The organism is Nitrospirota bacterium, from assembly GCA_016207905.1.
Lineage (GTDB): Bacteria > Nitrospirota > Thermodesulfovibrionia > Thermodesulfovibrionales > JdFR-86 > JACQZC01.
Map to the genome: position 1 here is coordinate 14,996 of JACQZC010000017.1, position 16,065 is coordinate 31,060.

Here is a 16,065-nt window from a genome sequence, read left to right on the forward strand (position 1 = left end):
TTTTTACGGCATTATCTTTGCTTTTGCCTCATCTGCTACGACCACAATTATAAGGTTTTCGATGTCGAGGTATTTCTTAGCGGCTCTCAATATGTCTTCCTGTGTAACAGAGCTTATATAAAGAGGGTATTTTTCGATATAATCCATGCCTAATCCATAGAATTCGACAACTGCAAGAAAGTCCGATATCTTTCTCATAGTGTCGATTTTGCCTGCAAAACTGCCTATGAGGAATGCCTTTGCATCCTCGAGCTCAGCAGGCGTAACATTCTCTTCCCTTATCCTTTTTATCTCTTTTAGGATTTCGCTTATGACTTCGTTTGCGGATTCGTTTTTTGTCTGAACGACAACCTGAAATGCCCCGGAGTCTTTTCCGGGGGTAAAACTGCTGTGTATGTCATAAGCTAATCCCATCTCATCCCTTACAGACTGCATGAGCCTCGATGAGAACCCTCCGCCTCCGAGTATATAGTTCATGACAGAAAGGATATAGTAATCGGGATTATCCCTTTTTACTCCAAGTCCGCCAACTATTATGTTTGCCTGTGTAAGGTCTTTATCTATTTTGAGCATCTTTTTGGCAGGAGGTTTTGGCAGGGCATGCTTATGTAATGGAACATCGGCATTTTTCCATTCGCCTAAAAATCTCTTTACAAGGCTATCGAGTTCCTCATCCGTAAGGTCTCCTGCCACAGAAAGTATTGCATTATTTGGGACAAAATAATCCAGATAGAATTTAACTATGTCGGTCCTCTGGATATTTTTTAATGTCTCAGGAGAGCCCTGAATAAGTCTTCCATATGAGTGCTCTCCATAGAGTTCTTTTTTAAATGCCTTTTCTGCAATAAAAGATGGCATTTCCTCGTTCTGCCTGAGAGAGCCTTCGATGAGTTCTTTTTCTCTTTGTATCTCTTCTTCTGGGAAGGTCGGATTAAGGAGGACATCCGAGAGGAGTTCAAAACCCTTTTCTATGTCTTTCTTTAACACAGAAAGGGAGATGGTTGTGTAATCAGAGCCTGTGCTGGCAGAAAGGGAGGCACCGATGAACTCTATCTCCTCGCTTATCATGGATGCGGTTCTGTTTTTGGTTCCCTCTGTAAGGAGGCCTGCGGTGAGGCTTGCCAGTCCTGCCTTATCAGAAGGCTCATTAAGAGGGCTTGCCTTTATGAGAAGTGTAAGCATCACTATTGGCAGGTTATGCCTTTTGACATGAAGCACATTTAGTCCATTTGAAAGAACCCTCCGATTAATATCCAGTGCAGATGTTGAAGTGCTTAATATCGAAACGAGAGAGATTGTAAGGACGAATATGATTTTAGCCTGTTTCATTTCTCCTCCGGAATCAATATCCCGACTGTTCGGTTGTCTTCATGAAGGTATTTTTTTGTAACCCTCTGGAGGTCCTCTGGGGTAACCTTTCTTATGCCCTCGATATATTTATCCATAAGCCTCCAGTCACCTGCCATCTCGAACATCCCGATTAGTTGTGCCTGAAAGAATATCGAATCCTGTCCCATAATGAACTGTGATTCTATCTGGTTTTTTGCCTTCTGGACCTCAAAGTCGGTTGGAGGCTTTAGTTTTATCTCCTCTATCTCCTTAAATAGTGCCTGTTTTACCTCTTCTATGTCTCTATTAGGAAGTGCAACTGTCTCGAGGAAAAACAGGAATGGGTCTTTATTAATCCCGCTATAGCTTGCCCCTGTGCTCAATGCAAGTTTCTTTTCGTAAACAAGGGATTTATAAAGCCTACTGCTTTTTCCTTCTGAAAGAACGCCTGCAAGGACCTCAAGGCTATAAGCATCCTCGTCAGGGAAACTTGGGGTATGGTATGCGGTTAGGATATAAGGCAGTTCTGCCTGCTTTTTAAGGTAAACAATCCTCTGACCTTTCTGTGAAGGTTCTTTTGAGATATTTATCTTTCTTTGAGGTTTGGGCATGATATTAGAAAATCTCTCGGATACTTTTTTAAACATCTCATCAGGGTTGATGTCTCCTGAGATTATGATAACTGCGTTATCAGGGGAGTAATAGTTTTTATAGTAATCGTAGAGGTCCTGTCTTTCTATGATCTCGAGGTCTGACATCCAGCCTATAATAGGTGTGCGATAAGGATGAGTTCTGAATGCAGTGGAAACGACCTCCTCATAAAGCATGCTCTGAGGGTCATCCTCATACCTCAACCTTCTTTCTTCCATGACCACGCTAAGCTCGGCAAGGGTTTCATTCTCCTCGAGGAGAAGGTTTTGCATCCTGTCGGATTCAAGCTCTATCGAGAGGTCTATCTTGTTTGAGGGCAGGCGCTGAAAATAAACAGTGTAGTCTTTTGAAGTGAATGCATTATCAATGCCTCCAAATCTTTGCACCATTTGTGAAAGTGTCTTTGAGCCGTATCTTGGAGTTCCCTTAAAAGCCATATGCTCAAGGAGATGGCTGAGCCCTGTCTTACCTGATGACTCATTCCTCGAGCCGACACGATACCATATCTGAAATACTGCAATAGGTGCCTTATGGTCTTCGACCATCAGGACCTTGATGCCATTTGGGATCTTATACTCCCTTACACCAGCAAAGCAGAGGGATGGGATTATAAGTATGAGTAATAAAAAAGCAGGGATGAATTTACGCATAATCAAAACTGTTTAAGGAATCTCAGGTCGTTTTCAAAAAACAACCTTATATCCGATATCGAATATTTAAGCATGGCTATTCTTTCTATGCCTATCCCGAATGCAAACCCCGAATAAGTCTCCGGCTCATATCCAACTATTTCAAAGACCTTAGGGTTAACCATGCCTGCTCCAAGCACTTCTATCCAGCCCGAACCCTTACAGACACTACAGCCTTTACCCTTACAGAATATACAGCCTATATCTATCTCGGCAGATGGCTCTGTAAAGGGGAAAAAGCTTGGTCTGAATCTAACAGGCGTGTCTGGACCGAAGAACCTGTGGAGGAATGCCTCGAGCACTCCTTTTAGATGGCTGAAGGATATATCGGTATCGACCATCAGTCCTTCTATCTGATGAAACATTGGCGTGTGGGATATGTCTGCATCGCACCTGTAGACCTTTCCCGGTGCTACGAATCTTAGAGGGGGTTTTTCCCTCTGCATGACCCTTATCTGAACAGGAGAGGTATGGGTTCTGAGGAGCACATCTCCGCCAAGATAGAATGCCTCGGGCATTTCCTTTGGATGGGGCTCGGCTATGTAGAATGTATCTTGCATGTCTCTTGCAGGGTGGTCTTTTGGAATGTTCAATGCCTCGAAATTATAATAGTCAAGCTCAACCTCAGGGCCTTCTTCGACACTAAAGCCCATACTTATGAATATGGTAATAATCTCATCGAGGGTTTTACTTACAGGATGAGGTCTTCCCGGAGAAATGAATTTCCCTGGCAGTGTAACATCTATGTTTTCTGTGGACTGCCTATCCTTAATCTCTTTTTCTTTAAGATAAGCCTTTTTTGAGGCAATGCCTTCCTGAAGGAACTCTTTTAGCTCATTAATGGCTTTTCCAAAGGATGCCTTCTCTAAGGGAGGCAGTTTGCCTAAAAGTTTTAGTTTTTCTGTAAGGATGCCCTTTTTTCCTGTGTATCTGACCCTAAGCTCCTCAAGCTCTGCCATGGTTGAGACAGAGCCGAGGTCTTCAATAAAGGACTCCTTGATGTCGGAAATCTCTTTCACCGAGATTAAGCCGCAAGTTCCTTTTTAGCAACCTCTGCAAGCTCTCCAAATGCCTTTGGGTCCTTATAAGCCATATCGGCAATGGCTTTTCTGTCAATGCCGATAGAGGCTTTTTTGAGTCCTCTCATGAGCTGGCTATATGTAATGCCCAATTCCCTCGATGCAGCATTAATCCGCACTATCCAGAGAGCTCTAAAGTCCCTTTTCTTTGCCTTTCTGTCATTGTAGGCATAGCTTAAGGCTTTGTCTACGGCTTCTGTTGCAATTCTAAAGAGCCTGCTTTTTGCACCATAATAGCCTTTTGCCTTTTCAAGTATATTTTTTCTTCTTCTTCGGGTCTTAAACCCACCTTTTGCTCTCGGCATCTATTAATACCTCCTCCTTTGTTGACTTATACATTAAGAAGCCTTTTGACACTTCGCTTCATATTTGCTGACACAGTAGTGGAGGTCCTCAGCCTCCTTGTTCTTTTTGAGGGCTTGCCTGTTAAGAGATGGCTTTTGTATGCCCTGCTTCGTTTAATCTTGCCCCCGCCTGTAACCTTGAATCTCTTTGCGGCTCCCCTATGGGTCTTAATCTTTGGCATATACTACCTCCTCTATGCCCCAAAAAATCTTACGGTTTTTTGGGGACCCCTTTTCATTTTGGTGCAATGACCATTGTAATAGTGTTTCCTTCGTGTTTTGGCGATTGCTCTATGTTGAATTTTCCTGTAAGAATCAGTATCAGTTTGTCAAATACCTTCATCCCCAAATCGGGTCTTACCCTTTCTCTGCCTCTAAAGAACATAGATACCTTTGCCTTATTTCCGTCATCGAGAAATCGTCTTATGTTTCTCACCTTGAGTTCGAGGTCATGCTCATCTATATGTGGCCTTATCTTTACCTCTTTAATGCCTCCTGTCCTTTTTGCCGTGTGCTTTTTGCTAAGCTGGTATTTGTATTTTCCAAAGTCCATTATCCTGCACACAGGAGGCTGAGCATTCGGTGCCACTTCAACGAGGTCAAGGTCCTTTGAGATGGCTCTTTCGAGTGCCTCACTGGTTGGGACGATGCCTATCTGTATACCGTCTGCATCTACAAGTCTGACCTGCTTTACCCTGATAGTCTCGTTTACCCTGATGTCTTTACTTATGTTTTCACCTCCTGGCTTTTATTTCTTCCTTCAGGGACTTTATGAATTCGTCATCCGTAAAAGTGCCAATGTTTTCACCTGTTCGCCTTCTTACGGAAAGGAGGTTGTCCCTAACCTCTTTATCCCCTATTATAACCAGATAAGGGATTTTTCTGATAGTAGCCTTCCTGATTTTATATCCTATTTTTTCGTTTTCAGTATCTGCCTCTGTCCGTATGCCTTCTCCTTTAAGTTTCAGAGCGAGTGCATTTGCATACTCGGAATGCCTCTCTGCAATAGTAAGGACAGTCGCCTGAACAGGCGAAAGCCAAAGGGGAAATACACCTCCGTAATGCTCTATGAGGATTCCAAAGAACCTTTCGAGCGAGCCCATTAGGGCGCGGTGTATCATTATTGGTCTGTGCTGTCCTCCATCTCTACCCCTATAAGTTATGTCAAACCTTTCAGGAATATTAAAGTCCACCTGTATGGTAGAACACTGCCATGGTCTACCCAAAGAGTCCTTAACCTTTATGTCTATCTTCGGACCATAGAAGACTCCTTCTCCCGGGTCTATCTCATAAGAAAGCCCCTTTGCCTTCAGCGAAAGTATAAGGGCATTTGTTGCCATCTGCCAGCTTTCAGGAGTTCCTACATACTTTTCAGGCATCGTAGAAAGAAAGATATTATAGCTTTCAAAGCCAAATGTTCGCAACATAAATAAAGTAAACTCCAGCACACCTAAGACCTCATCCTCGATTTGGTCTTCTCTACAAAATATATGTGCATCGTCCTGTGTGAAGCCTCTTACCCTCAGAAGCCCATGTAGCACGCCTGAGCGTTCAAACCTGTAAACAGTGCCGAGCTCTGCATATCTTATCGGAAGGTCGCGGTAACTTCGAAGAGAGCTTTTGTATATGTAAATATGAAACGGACAGTTCATAGGCTTTAGCTCATAGTCTATATTTTCAATCTCCATGGGGGAGTACATGTTTTCTCTGTAGAAGTCCCAGTGCCCGCTTTTTTGCCATAGATTGAGTTTTGCGATATGTGGCGTGTAAAGGAGCTTATAGTCTGCTTTTTCGTGCTCCTGCCTCCAGAAGTCCTCGATGGTCTTTCTTATGAGCGCACCGTTTGGGTGCCATAGGATAAGTCCTGGGCCGATGTCATCGGACATGCTGAAAAGGTCAAGCTCTTTTCCGAGCCTCCTATGGTCTCGCCTCTTAACCTCTTCAAGGAAATTAAGGTAGTCTTTAAGTTCGCTCTCGCTCGGAAATGCAGTGCCGTAGATTCTCTGAAGCATTATTCCTCTTTTTTCATCTCCCCGCCAGTAGGCACCTGCCACATTGAGGAGCTTGAATGAAGTCAACTTCCCTGTGCTTTCGATATGAGGACCCCTACAAAGGTCAATAAAGCCATCCTCCTCATAGAGAGAGACAGTATCCTCCTTTATCTCCTCGAGCAGTTCCACCTTATAGACCTCATTTATACCTTTGAAGAATTCAATAGCATCGGTCCTCTTCATTGTCTTTCGTATGAAGGGATTATTTTTTTTAATTATTTCCTGCATCTTTTTTTCTATCTCTTTAATGTCTTCGGTGGTAAGTGCTCTTTCGCCGATGTCAAAGTCATAGTAGAAGCCTTCCTCTGTCGAAGGACCTATGCCGAGTATTGTCTGAGGAAAAAGCTTTTTCACTGCATGTGCCATTATATGGGATGCACTGTGCCTTAAAACCTCCAGTGGCTTTTTTGAGTTTGCCTTACTAATCTCCAGTTTTATCTCAGACCTCCAGTCCTTCATTAAAAGAAAAACTATATATAATATATGATTTTACCTTAAGATTTCAAATAATGCCGATAGGTAGGGGGTAGTGGGAATCTTATATTTCTTTAAATCTTCCCTCAAGTTTTTTCATAAGAGCAGGCATTGTTGTGTATTCCATCACCTCAAGTCCCAATCTATGAGGCTCAAACGGTCCGTGATGTCTCATATAGTTTGCAATGTCATTTGCCCTTTTTCTTACCTCATCAAACGCAGGGTCATCGAACATATCCCTTGGACCAATAAGTTTTCCATTGTTAATCTGAAACCCTGCTGAAATAACCCTCGGTGGTCCATCAAACCTCGATGGGTTTGCCTCATAAAAAGGCACAGGCATCAGTGGGCCATGGTGACTGCCTCTCATCCAGCCCTCGACAAGATGCGGAAAGGTAAATGGCTCGAGGACCTCTCCAACTGCTGGTAGCCCAGACTGGCATCTTACAATCATTACAGGGTCGTCTTTTCCAACATATTTGCCTGCTATCTCGGATAGCTTCTGTGTAGAGGCAACTGCTGAAATCTCTCCGTCTTTCCTTCTTACAGTCTTAATCATAAACCTACCTACTGCACCTATGAACATCAGAAGGTCATACATCTCCTCTGGGCATGAAAGGGTTATGCTTTTATGCTCCCTAATATCTAAGACATCGAACATAAAGCCTTCGTGCATCGAGGGGTCTATCACAAGGCCTGCTGTATTGAATGGGTCTGCAAATATTCTAAAAAGTGGAAGGTTCCACGCCCCCGGAGAGGTCTTATCAGCCATGAAAATGAGCACAGGCTCGCTTTTTCTTTCCTCAAACTCCATCTCAGCCACACCCGGGCCAAGACCCTTTATAGTGCCTGTGAATGCATCCTTGAGGATGTCCTGTCCTGCACCATAGAGCTTAAGCTCCTTTGCAACCTCTGTACATGAAAGGAATGTGTTCCATGCAAGCTCGTGAATTTCTTTAGAATCAGTGCCTTTTTTGTGCGTCATGATAAGCTCAAGGTCATCCCCGCACCTTGTCACATGAAAATCGATAAGGAGTCCTTTGTCCAAAGCAGAGGAAAGCTTTTCCCTTGCCTTATCCATGAGGTCTGAATGAATGCTTGAATGCCCTACATATCCACCTACATCTGCCTTTATGACACTTAGTGTAATCATAACCCCTCCTTTTTTAGATTTTAGCAGATACCCCCAAATTATTATAGATGTGTGATAAACTAATTTGTTATGAATTCATACATCTTTAGTACGCTCAAGCAGGTAAAACGGCTTATAGTAATAGTGCTTGGATTCACAGTGCTTTTAATCGGTATAACACTGATTGTGCTTCCAGGACCTGCTGTAATTGTAATCCCGATTGGGCTTGCAACCCTGGCAACAGAGTTTCTCTGGGCAAGAAAACTGCTCCACAGAGTCAAAAACACCATCTTAAACACTGTCAATAAAAACCTTTTAAAATAAGCCTTTTATAGAGTTTTTTCAGGGTCTCGATTTAGTGCTACAATCTATTTATGCCTGATATATTTATCGGCTGTTCGGGCTTTCATTATGGGCACTGGGAAGGGAATTTCTATCCCAAGGGATTGCCTAAGTCGAAATGGCTTGAATTCTATTCAAAGAATTTCTCAACAGTAGAGCTGAATGTTACATTCTACAGACTTCCAACCGCAAATACATTCCTTGACTGGTATAAAAAAACACCCCATCCATTTACATTCTCGGTTAAAGGAAGTAGATTCATTACTCATATAAAAAGGCTGATTGAGCCTTCAGAGCCTCTCAGGGCATTCATGGAAAGGGCAATGGCACTGAAGGAGAAATTAGGCGTTATATTATGGCAGTTCCCTTCTACATTCAAGGCAGATATAGAGCGTCTAAAAAAGTTTCTTACCGACCTTAGACATTATGGATTAAGAAACGCATTTGAATTCAGAAACGAGACATGGATTAACAGAGAAGTCATATCGCTTTTTGAAAAAGAAGGTGTCTCCCTTTGCATGGCTGACTGGCCACCTTTCCTAAAGGAGCTTCCTATTACAGCAGACTTTCTCTATATCAGAAGACATGGCGAAGGAGGCAGTTATGCCACCTGCTATTCCGACGATGAGCTTAAAAAGGATGCATTACGGATTAAGAAATATCTTAAACAGAGTAAGGATGTCTTCATCTATTTTAATAACGATGCATTTGGCTATGCACCTAAGAACGCACTGAGGCTAAGGGAGTTGATTAAATAAGCTTATTGACTGCTCTATGTGCCCATCTCCCAGCTTGCAAGGTATTTCTTCTGCTCTACAGTAAGGGTGTCTATTTTAATACCCATTGCCTTGAGTTTAAGTCTTGCAATATCTTTGTCTATTTTTTCAGGGACGCTATAGACCTTGTTTTGAAGCTTTCTATAGTTTTTCGCCATGTACTCTGCACAAAGCGACTGATTCGCAAAGCTCATATCCATGACCTGTGAGGGATGTCCCTCTGCTGCCGCAAGGTTCACGAGCCTTCCTTCTCCAAGGAGATAGATTCTCTTTCCATTTCTGAGTGTGAATTCCTCGACAAAATCCCTTATAACCCTTCTTGCCTTTGACATCTTCTTTAGCGAAGGTATATCAATCTCCACATTGAAATGTCCTGAGTTTGCAACTATTGCACCGTCTTTCATAACTTTAAAGCACTCCTTGGATATCACATTTACATCTCCTGTGACAGTAACGAATATATCGCCGATTGAGGAGGCATCCTTAATAGGCATAACTATGAAGCCATCCATCGTTGCCTCAAGTGCCCTTAGCGGATTGACCTCTGTAATAATGACCCTTGCTCCCATGCCTTTTGCCCTCATGGAGACACCTTTTCCGCACCAACCATACCCTGAAACAACAATCACAGAGCCTGCATAGAGCCTGTTTGTTGAGCGCATTATGCCATCTATCGTTGACTGTCCTGTGCCATACCGATTGTCAAAAAGATACTTTGTATATGCATCGTTGACTGCTATGATTGGATACGCTAAGACCCCATGCTCAGACATAGCCCTTAGCCTGATTACGCCTGTGGTTGTCTCTTCTGTGCCTCCGATAACATGCTTAAGGAGGGCTCTTTTTTCTTTGTGAAGCGTTGACACTAAGTCTGCTCCGTCATCCATTGTAATATGAGGTCTTAGGGAAAGGGCATCGTTTATATGTCTGTAATAGGTCTTATTGTCCTCGCCTTTTATGGAGAAGGTGGGGATTTTGCTGTGGGCAACTAATGATGCGGCTACATCGTCCTGTGTGCTTAAGGGGTTAGATGCGCAGAGGGAAACCTCTCCGCCTCCTGCCTTAAGGGTCTCCATAAGGTTTGCCGTCTCTGTTGTGACATGAAGACATGCGGCTATCTTTATCCCCTTAAGTGGTTTTTCTTTTGAAAACCTTTCTTTAATGCTTTCTAAAACCGGCATGTCCTTTGATGCCCATTCGATGCGGAGTCTGCCTTTTTTTGCTAAAGTAATATCTTTTATATGGTGTTTGAGCATTTTTTTAGCCTTTCCTCAAGGCATCTGCCTTGTCTGTTTTCTCCCATGTAAAGTCAGCATCGTTTCTTCCGAAATGGCCGTATGCCGCAGTTTTTTTGAATATTGGCCTTCTGAGGTTCAGCGACTCTATCATGTCCTTTGGGACAAAGGAAAAGTTTTTCCTTATGCGGGAGACTATCTCTGCATTATCGATCCTCTCGGTGCCGAATGTGTCAACGAGTATAGAGACTGGCTCAGGAATACCTATTGCATATGCAATCTGCACCTCAACCTTGTCTGCAAGTCCTCCTGCTACAATGTTTTTTGCAACATACCTTGACATATATGCGCCTGAGCGGTCAACCTTTGTAGGGTCTTTACCTGAGAAGCATCCGCCTCCATGACTGCCAACACCGCCATAGCTGTCAACTATAATCTTTCTTCCTGTAAGCCCTGTGTCGCCCATTGGCCCGCCTACGACAAATCTGCCCGTAGGGTTTATATAATATTTTATATTCTCTTCATCGAGAAGCTCCTTTGGGACAATAGGCTTAATGACCTTCTCTATGATGTCTTCTTTCATCTCCTTAAGGGTTATATCAGGGCTATGCTGTGAGGACACAACTATCGTATCGACCCTAAAGGGGATACCGTCCCGATATTCGATAGTGACCTGTGTCTTTCCATCAGGTCTCAGATAGCCTAATATGTCTTTCTTTCTTACCTCTGAAAGTCTCATTGCAATCTTATGGGCAAGCATGATAGGCAGGGGCATTAGCTCAGGGGTTTCATTACAGGCATAGCCAAACATAAGTCCCTGGTCTCCTGCGCCTCCAACATCAACGCCTAAGGCAATGTCAGAGGACTGCTCATGTATGGATGTAATCACTGCACAGGTCTCATAGTCAAAGCCGTATTTAGCCCTCGTATAGCCAATGTCCTTTATGGTCTCCCTTACTATGGATGGTATCTCGACATAACAGTTTGTCGTTATCTCGCCTGCAACAAATGCAAGGCCTGTTGTTACAATAGTCTCGCATGCCACCCTTCCATAAGGGTCTCTCGCTATTATTGCATCTAAGACGGCATCCGATATCTGGTCGGCAATCTTATCCGGATGTCCTTCTGTCACTGACTCTGAGGTGAAATAAAAATTCTTTCCTGCCATATTTGCCTCCTTAATTCGGTAAATAAGTAGCTAATCAGAATTATAATTCTACCTTAAAATATATAAAAAATAAAAGTGGTTGTATGGGTTCAGGATGTATGAGACTCTGATTGCAACAACCTGCTTTTCAAAAATCGTTACCATCTTCCTTTTTTATATGTTCATTCTCAAACTCCATTTTCATCTGTTTTCTCTTTTAATTCAATAGTTTTATCATCCTTTTGAGTGTTCAAGCGTTCATTCTCCTTTTTTAGCTCTTCAAGCTCCTTAACGCCTCTATCTCAACCCCTCCAACTATCGTTATATAAGCTATAATCTATTCAAACTATAGTTATTAGTATAAAGGATGGATTTGGGTTTGTCAAGAGGTTTTTTCTGTCGGTGCAACCTGCTAACATAGGTAACACATTAACCTATGTCCAGGTTGAACAGGGGGTGAATTACTACTGCTCTCCTACACTGAGAAATTCCCTTGCATCCCTATCTAATTCATTTATATTCTGAGCAAGTGGCACATCCGAAACTATCCCCTGTGGATAATCTTTCATAAAACAAAACTCAATTCCCCTTACGATTGCATCATGGGAATAAGCTGAAAAGAAATTTATAAGCTCAGGATACTTTTTCTTTAAATAATCTGCTATCTGTATTGCCCGATTAGTCTTCATTAAGTTTTCCACCAGTTGCTAATATCAGTAGCAACGCCAGAAGCTTAGATAACTTGCGCTAAAAATCCATGTGCCACTGTAAGGGCATGAGCCTACAGGGTCAAGCCAACACCCTGCTGTGCAATTTGCGTTAATAGAGGAGTCTAATATATACCAGCCATAATCATATCTATAACGATACCCACCTGAAAAAACATAACAAGAACCACCAGGGCAAGCACCCCATGTATAGGCATGCCTACATATTTGGTTTTCTAATGACCAGGTTCCTGCATCTGTAATTCTTACCTGCTGTGAACTTACTATTCCACAATCAGAACAATTAGCTGTAACCACCAATGTTCCGCAAGCAGTAGAGCCAGCAGTTAATACCCCATCCTCTGTAATTGTGCTATTGCCAACCACACTTCTTTGAGTAGCAGAGACAGACCATTGGGCGCTACAATAGGCAGGCGAGCCATCTTCATTAACCACCTTATAATCATTACTTTGATTCCTCAGCATTGTGTCCTTTGCCTGGGTTCCGTCCTCGTTTACTATGGTAATGGTAGGCTCACAGCCAATTAATACTTTCTTTCCTACTATAGCGTCCTGTTCTTCTCCCATAGTGCCACTAAATACGAGGATGTATTCTCCCTCGGTCTTGGTCTCTGGTGCAGAGGGTGGCTGAAATGAAACACTCTCATTTCCATATGCGGGAATATTAAGAGTCCAATTGGCTATCTTGTGTCTTTCATTGTTTATGTCGTCATAATGAAGTTCAAATGTTCCGCTCATTGGCTCAGATGTGAGGTTTTTGATTATATACCAGCCAGGGTTAGGAGCACGCTTCATATCAATCTCACTTCTAAAGAAATAATCAAGTAGTCCTGCGGAGTAGCCAACTGCACGGGGGATGAGAAAGTCTGAGTAGTCTTTGTGAATATAATCGTTCAATGAGTATACCCTTTGACCGGTAAGCTGATTCATTTCAAAATCAAAATATGAGTATGCTGATAGTCGTGTTAGGGGAGCAGAAAGTTGTGGACGGTAATTGTCTGTAACATACCCCTGAAGATACCTAACTTCAACACTTATCTGCCCTAAATCGGGGTCATTAATTGTCTCTGTCGTAACCCACTCTCCAATACTTACCGGCAAAGTATATTTGCCATCGTCTATGTTTGTATTACGGCTCAGAAAATTCCTATTAGTAAACTCAGCAAGTCCTTTACCGTTGTTTACCCAGAAGGTATCAAAGTTATTGAATGTGGTGTTGTCAACCGGAAGATAGCCGTCATATTTAAGAGGAATCCTTTTATTTACCGCATCTCTTGTATATTTTTCATACATATCGCGCTGTTGTTGCAGAATATTTTCAAAATAATAGGGATGAGGGTCGTTTCTTGTATGGGCAGGGACTGCTATGTCTTGAATAAGATGAATTATCTGACCCAATCTTCTAAAAACATGTGCAAATGCGGATTCCCTATCCTTTGAATCTGTGTTAGTTAGAGCTAAATAGTAATAATCTCTTGCACTGTTCCAATTATATGCATTATTTACATCACTCTTTCCCCATTGTAGGGAAGGCTTGCCATATGTGATACCACTATAATTTAACCCCTGCCCTGTAGTAGGGTCATAAAAGTGATGGAGCCAGCGTGGAGCGTCGTCTTCCCAACGGCTACCTTCTTTTATCCAATCCCTTCCAGACCGCTTATCAAATTCTGCATCTAAAGAAATCCCTAAATTATTTTTAAGGTAATCGCTAATTATTGACCTGTTAATTGCATTTTTAGTTATTTCCCAATGGATATTTTTCTCATAGGTTAAACCATGGATGGGTAAGAGTAAAATCACTGCAATTATAAAAAGGATTTTTTTCACTTTTTAGCCTCTGATAGCCTTTTTTCGATTTGCTCCAAATAAATAAATCGCTCCCTAAACTTTGTTGGTAGAAGTAAATATTCTTTTTTAATCGCTTCAATTAATACAATCGAATCACTTTTACTTAAGTAATCAATAAGATCATAGAGTCGCCCGGCATTTTCCATTGTTTCTAAATTTTCAATTCTTTCCTCACCCGTATGAATCCCTTTCAGTTTTGCAGGATTAATGCTATTTTCTTCTTTAATCCTTTTCTTTTCCTCTTCTGTTTTAGACATATCGTCAGGATAGCCTGCTCTCGCTATTTTATGAGACCAATATACTTTATATCCCGGCTTGTATATCACAATCTTCGGTGCAAGCCCATGCATCACACATGCCAATTTCCACGGCTTAAAGGTTGTCCATGATGGAATTGTAAAATTGCCTTCTTTATCCGTCCTTGACAGAAGTATCTTTGCATAGCCTCCAAACCCTTCACCCGGAATTTGTGTAAGTTCCCACATGCCAACAACAATTGCCCTTTCTATGGGCTTCCCGCTCTCAACATCAATCACAGAGCCCTTTATCTCTTTGTCATGAAAGAGTATCCACTGGTCAGCTTGACAACTGGAAGTAAATGTCAAAATGAAAATCACTGTTGCTGACAAAGCAACTATCTTTAAAAGCTTTCTATTTTCCATAATCCATTTTCATCCTTCACAAAGTAGATAAAGTAAGTAATCTCTCTTATCTGACCGTTTAAACTTTCACGATACCGATTTAATTCGTTTCTCCAATTTTCCACTAAATGTGGTTCGGAAAATGTCTTCATAATAGTATCAGAATGTTCATTGAATATTTTGTACAATTCTAAAAAATATGGTTTTAATCTTTTAAATTCCGCCTTATTATTGTCTTTAAAATAATCATGGTAATAACGAGTTCTGTAAAGCAAGCCCAAATAACCATTTATCATAACTTCGCCATTAATGTCTTTCCGTTCTTTATTGCTTAAATAAATTTTGATTGTGCCTTTCAGCGGTATTTCCTCGCCGGGCCTATATATGAACGGATTATCTCTTAAGACATCCTTCTTTTTAGATAGTTGAAGATATTCTAGTGCATAAATATAACCTTCTTTTAAAAAAAAGACACTTCTTTCATCTGCCCATCCTCCGGAGTATTTCTTGTATAGTTTCATAATAAAGAACCCATTTTTGTCTGTTTTGGCAATCTGCATTGAATCGGGTCGGGAATTAGGACCTCCTAAATTGAATCGTTGTCCAAATGAATAATAATCAGTAAAACAAATTACATATGCATTCTCTATCGGCTTGCCTGATTCTTTATCCAAAACATACCCTTGGAAGCCGGACAGCACAAAACCTTCTGCGCATACAGCGTAAGAAATTAGGAAAATAAATACGAATTGAATTGTGAAGCTTACAGTTGATACGGCCGATATCTTTAAAAGCTTTCTATCTTCCATAACCCACTCTTGTCCTTCACAAAATAGATAAAGTAAGTAACCTCTCTTATCTGACCGTTTATACTTTCAATTCTGCTAATCCTATACTCAGCTACATCTTGAAGAACATAGTCCATTTTTATCTCACCCATATTGGAAGCTATTGAAGGTAAGCGGTCTTTAAGGGCTATCAAAATTTTTTCATATTTTCCTTTTGAGGACTCATCAAAACTCCCCATCGCCCCTTCCACATCCCCTTCTGCCAACTCACTCTTCATCCCCTCCCACTTCCCTTTAAGCAAAGCATCCATCTCTGCCCTTGAAAGCACAGTGATTGCAATCACATCCCAATAGCTATTGCCTTGACTGTCTGTAACTACTACTGTTGGATAAAAAATTCCCTCTAAGGTATATGTATGGCTTATATCCTCAAAAGAAGCTCCTGTCCAGTCAACTATTCCATCTCCTTCAAAATCCATCTGATATGACGAAGGAGTAAGGTTTGAAATTGAGGCTGAGAAATAGGCTGTAAGAGGTGCAATGCCTGATTCAATGTTTGAAGATAATTCTATATAGCTTACTGGCATTACTGCATTAACTGTTATAGAGCTTGTAGTGGTTCTTAGTGCATCCTTTGCCGTGACAGTGATTGTATTTGCTCCTTCAACTAATGGCACATTGCTAACAACAAACTGATTGCCATAAACATCTGCCACTATTCCATTTACAGTTACCCCTAACTCTCCTATGAAATTTTCTATTGTTCCAGTTACTATCACCTTTGGGCTTGATATTGTCTCTCCGGCAG

The 16,065-nt window shown here is 41.6% G+C and carries 17 protein-coding genes; 2 read left to right on the top strand and 15 right to left on the bottom strand.

The window, feature by feature from the left end; genetic code table 11:
- Window positions 1–3: 3 nt before the first annotated feature.
- From HY805_02090 to HY805_02125, 8 genes are all read right to left on the bottom strand, one after another.
- The gene (locus HY805_02090; protein ID MBI4823005.1) at window positions 4–1,329 is read right to left on the bottom strand and encodes an insulinase family protein; all 1,326 of its coding nucleotides are present in this window, start codon (window positions 1,327–1,329) and stop codon (window positions 4–6) included.
- Window positions 1,326–2,630 carry an insulinase family protein gene (locus HY805_02095; GenBank protein MBI4823006.1) on the bottom strand — a complete coding sequence of 435 codons (1,305 nt, stop codon included), beginning with the start codon at window positions 2,628–2,630 and terminating at the stop codon, window positions 1,326–1,328. The genes HY805_02090 and HY805_02095 overlap by 4 nt, the downstream gene beginning before the upstream one ends.
- 2 nt (window positions 2,631–2,632) lie before the next feature.
- Window positions 2,633–3,694, bottom strand: coding sequence for a phenylalanine--tRNA ligase subunit alpha (pheS, locus tag HY805_02100; protein ID MBI4823007.1), 1,062 nt, complete (start codon window positions 3,692–3,694; stop codon window positions 2,633–2,635).
- On the bottom strand, window positions 3,694–4,053 hold the full coding sequence (gene rplT, locus HY805_02105; protein ID MBI4823008.1) for a 50S ribosomal protein L20: 360 nt from the start codon (window positions 4,051–4,053) through the stop codon (window positions 3,694–3,696). Before rplT ends, pheS begins: the two co-directional genes overlap by 1 nt.
- A gap of 26 nt (window positions 4,054–4,079) precedes the next feature.
- Window positions 4,080–4,274, bottom strand: coding sequence for a 50S ribosomal protein L35 (gene rpmI, locus HY805_02110; protein MBI4823009.1), 195 nt, complete (start codon window positions 4,272–4,274; stop codon window positions 4,080–4,082).
- Between the two features lie 53 nt (window positions 4,275–4,327).
- A complete protein-coding gene (locus HY805_02115; GenBank protein MBI4823010.1) occupies window positions 4,328–4,822 on the bottom strand; it encodes a translation initiation factor IF-3 in 495 nt (164 codons plus the stop codon).
- Between the two features lie 4 nt (window positions 4,823–4,826).
- Window positions 4,827–6,602 carry a threonine--tRNA ligase gene (gene thrS, locus HY805_02120; protein ID MBI4823011.1) on the bottom strand — a complete coding sequence of 592 codons (1,776 nt, stop codon included), beginning with the start codon at window positions 6,600–6,602 and terminating at the stop codon, window positions 4,827–4,829.
- Window positions 6,603–6,681: 79 nt separating this feature from the next.
- Complete coding sequence (locus tag HY805_02125; GenBank protein MBI4823012.1) at window positions 6,682–7,770, bottom strand: fructose 1,6-bisphosphatase; 1,089 nt, start codon at window positions 7,768–7,770, stop codon at window positions 6,682–6,684.
- A gap of 69 nt (window positions 7,771–7,839) precedes the next feature.
- On the opposite strand from HY805_02125, the gene HY805_02130 reads away from it, so the two are divergent.
- Window positions 7,840–8,073 (top strand): PGPGW domain-containing protein, encoded by a 234-nt coding sequence (locus HY805_02130; protein MBI4823013.1) that lies wholly within the window; start codon window positions 7,840–7,842, stop codon window positions 8,071–8,073.
- A gap of 50 nt (window positions 8,074–8,123) precedes the next feature.
- Window positions 8,124–8,849 carry a DUF72 domain-containing protein gene (locus tag HY805_02135; GenBank protein MBI4823014.1) on the top strand — a complete coding sequence of 242 codons (726 nt, stop codon included), beginning with the start codon at window positions 8,124–8,126 and terminating at the stop codon, window positions 8,847–8,849.
- Between the two features lie 14 nt (window positions 8,850–8,863).
- Here the strand turns inward: HY805_02135 and HY805_02140 are convergent, their stop codons facing one another.
- From HY805_02140 to HY805_02170, 7 genes are all read right to left on the bottom strand, one after another.
- Window positions 8,864–10,123: an adenosylhomocysteinase gene (locus tag HY805_02140; protein MBI4823015.1), complete on the bottom strand. Its 1,260-nt coding sequence runs from the start codon at window positions 10,121–10,123 to the stop codon at window positions 8,864–8,866.
- Window positions 10,124–10,127: 4 nt separating this feature from the next.
- Window positions 10,128–11,270, bottom strand: coding sequence for a methionine adenosyltransferase (locus tag HY805_02145; protein MBI4823016.1), 1,143 nt, complete (start codon window positions 11,268–11,270; stop codon window positions 10,128–10,130).
- Window positions 11,271–11,713: 443 nt separating this feature from the next.
- Window positions 11,714–11,938: a hypothetical protein gene (locus tag HY805_02150; protein MBI4823017.1), complete on the bottom strand. Its 225-nt coding sequence runs from the start codon at window positions 11,936–11,938 to the stop codon at window positions 11,714–11,716.
- Window positions 11,939–11,962: 24 nt separating this feature from the next.
- Complete coding sequence (locus HY805_02155; protein ID MBI4823018.1) at window positions 11,963–13,807, bottom strand: hypothetical protein; 1,845 nt, start codon at window positions 13,805–13,807, stop codon at window positions 11,963–11,965.
- Entirely contained in the window at window positions 13,804–14,490 is a 687-nt protein-coding gene (locus HY805_02160; protein MBI4823019.1) for a hypothetical protein, read from the bottom strand. Before HY805_02160 ends, HY805_02155 begins: the two co-directional genes overlap by 4 nt.
- Window positions 14,469–15,278 (bottom strand): hypothetical protein, encoded by an 810-nt coding sequence (locus tag HY805_02165; protein MBI4823020.1) that lies wholly within the window; start codon window positions 15,276–15,278, stop codon window positions 14,469–14,471. Before HY805_02165 ends, HY805_02160 begins: the two co-directional genes overlap by 22 nt.
- A partial coding sequence (locus HY805_02170; protein MBI4823021.1) for a hypothetical protein occupies window positions 15,257–16,065 on the bottom strand: 809 nt, incomplete at its 5' end. The genes HY805_02170 and HY805_02165, both read right to left, overlap by 22 nt.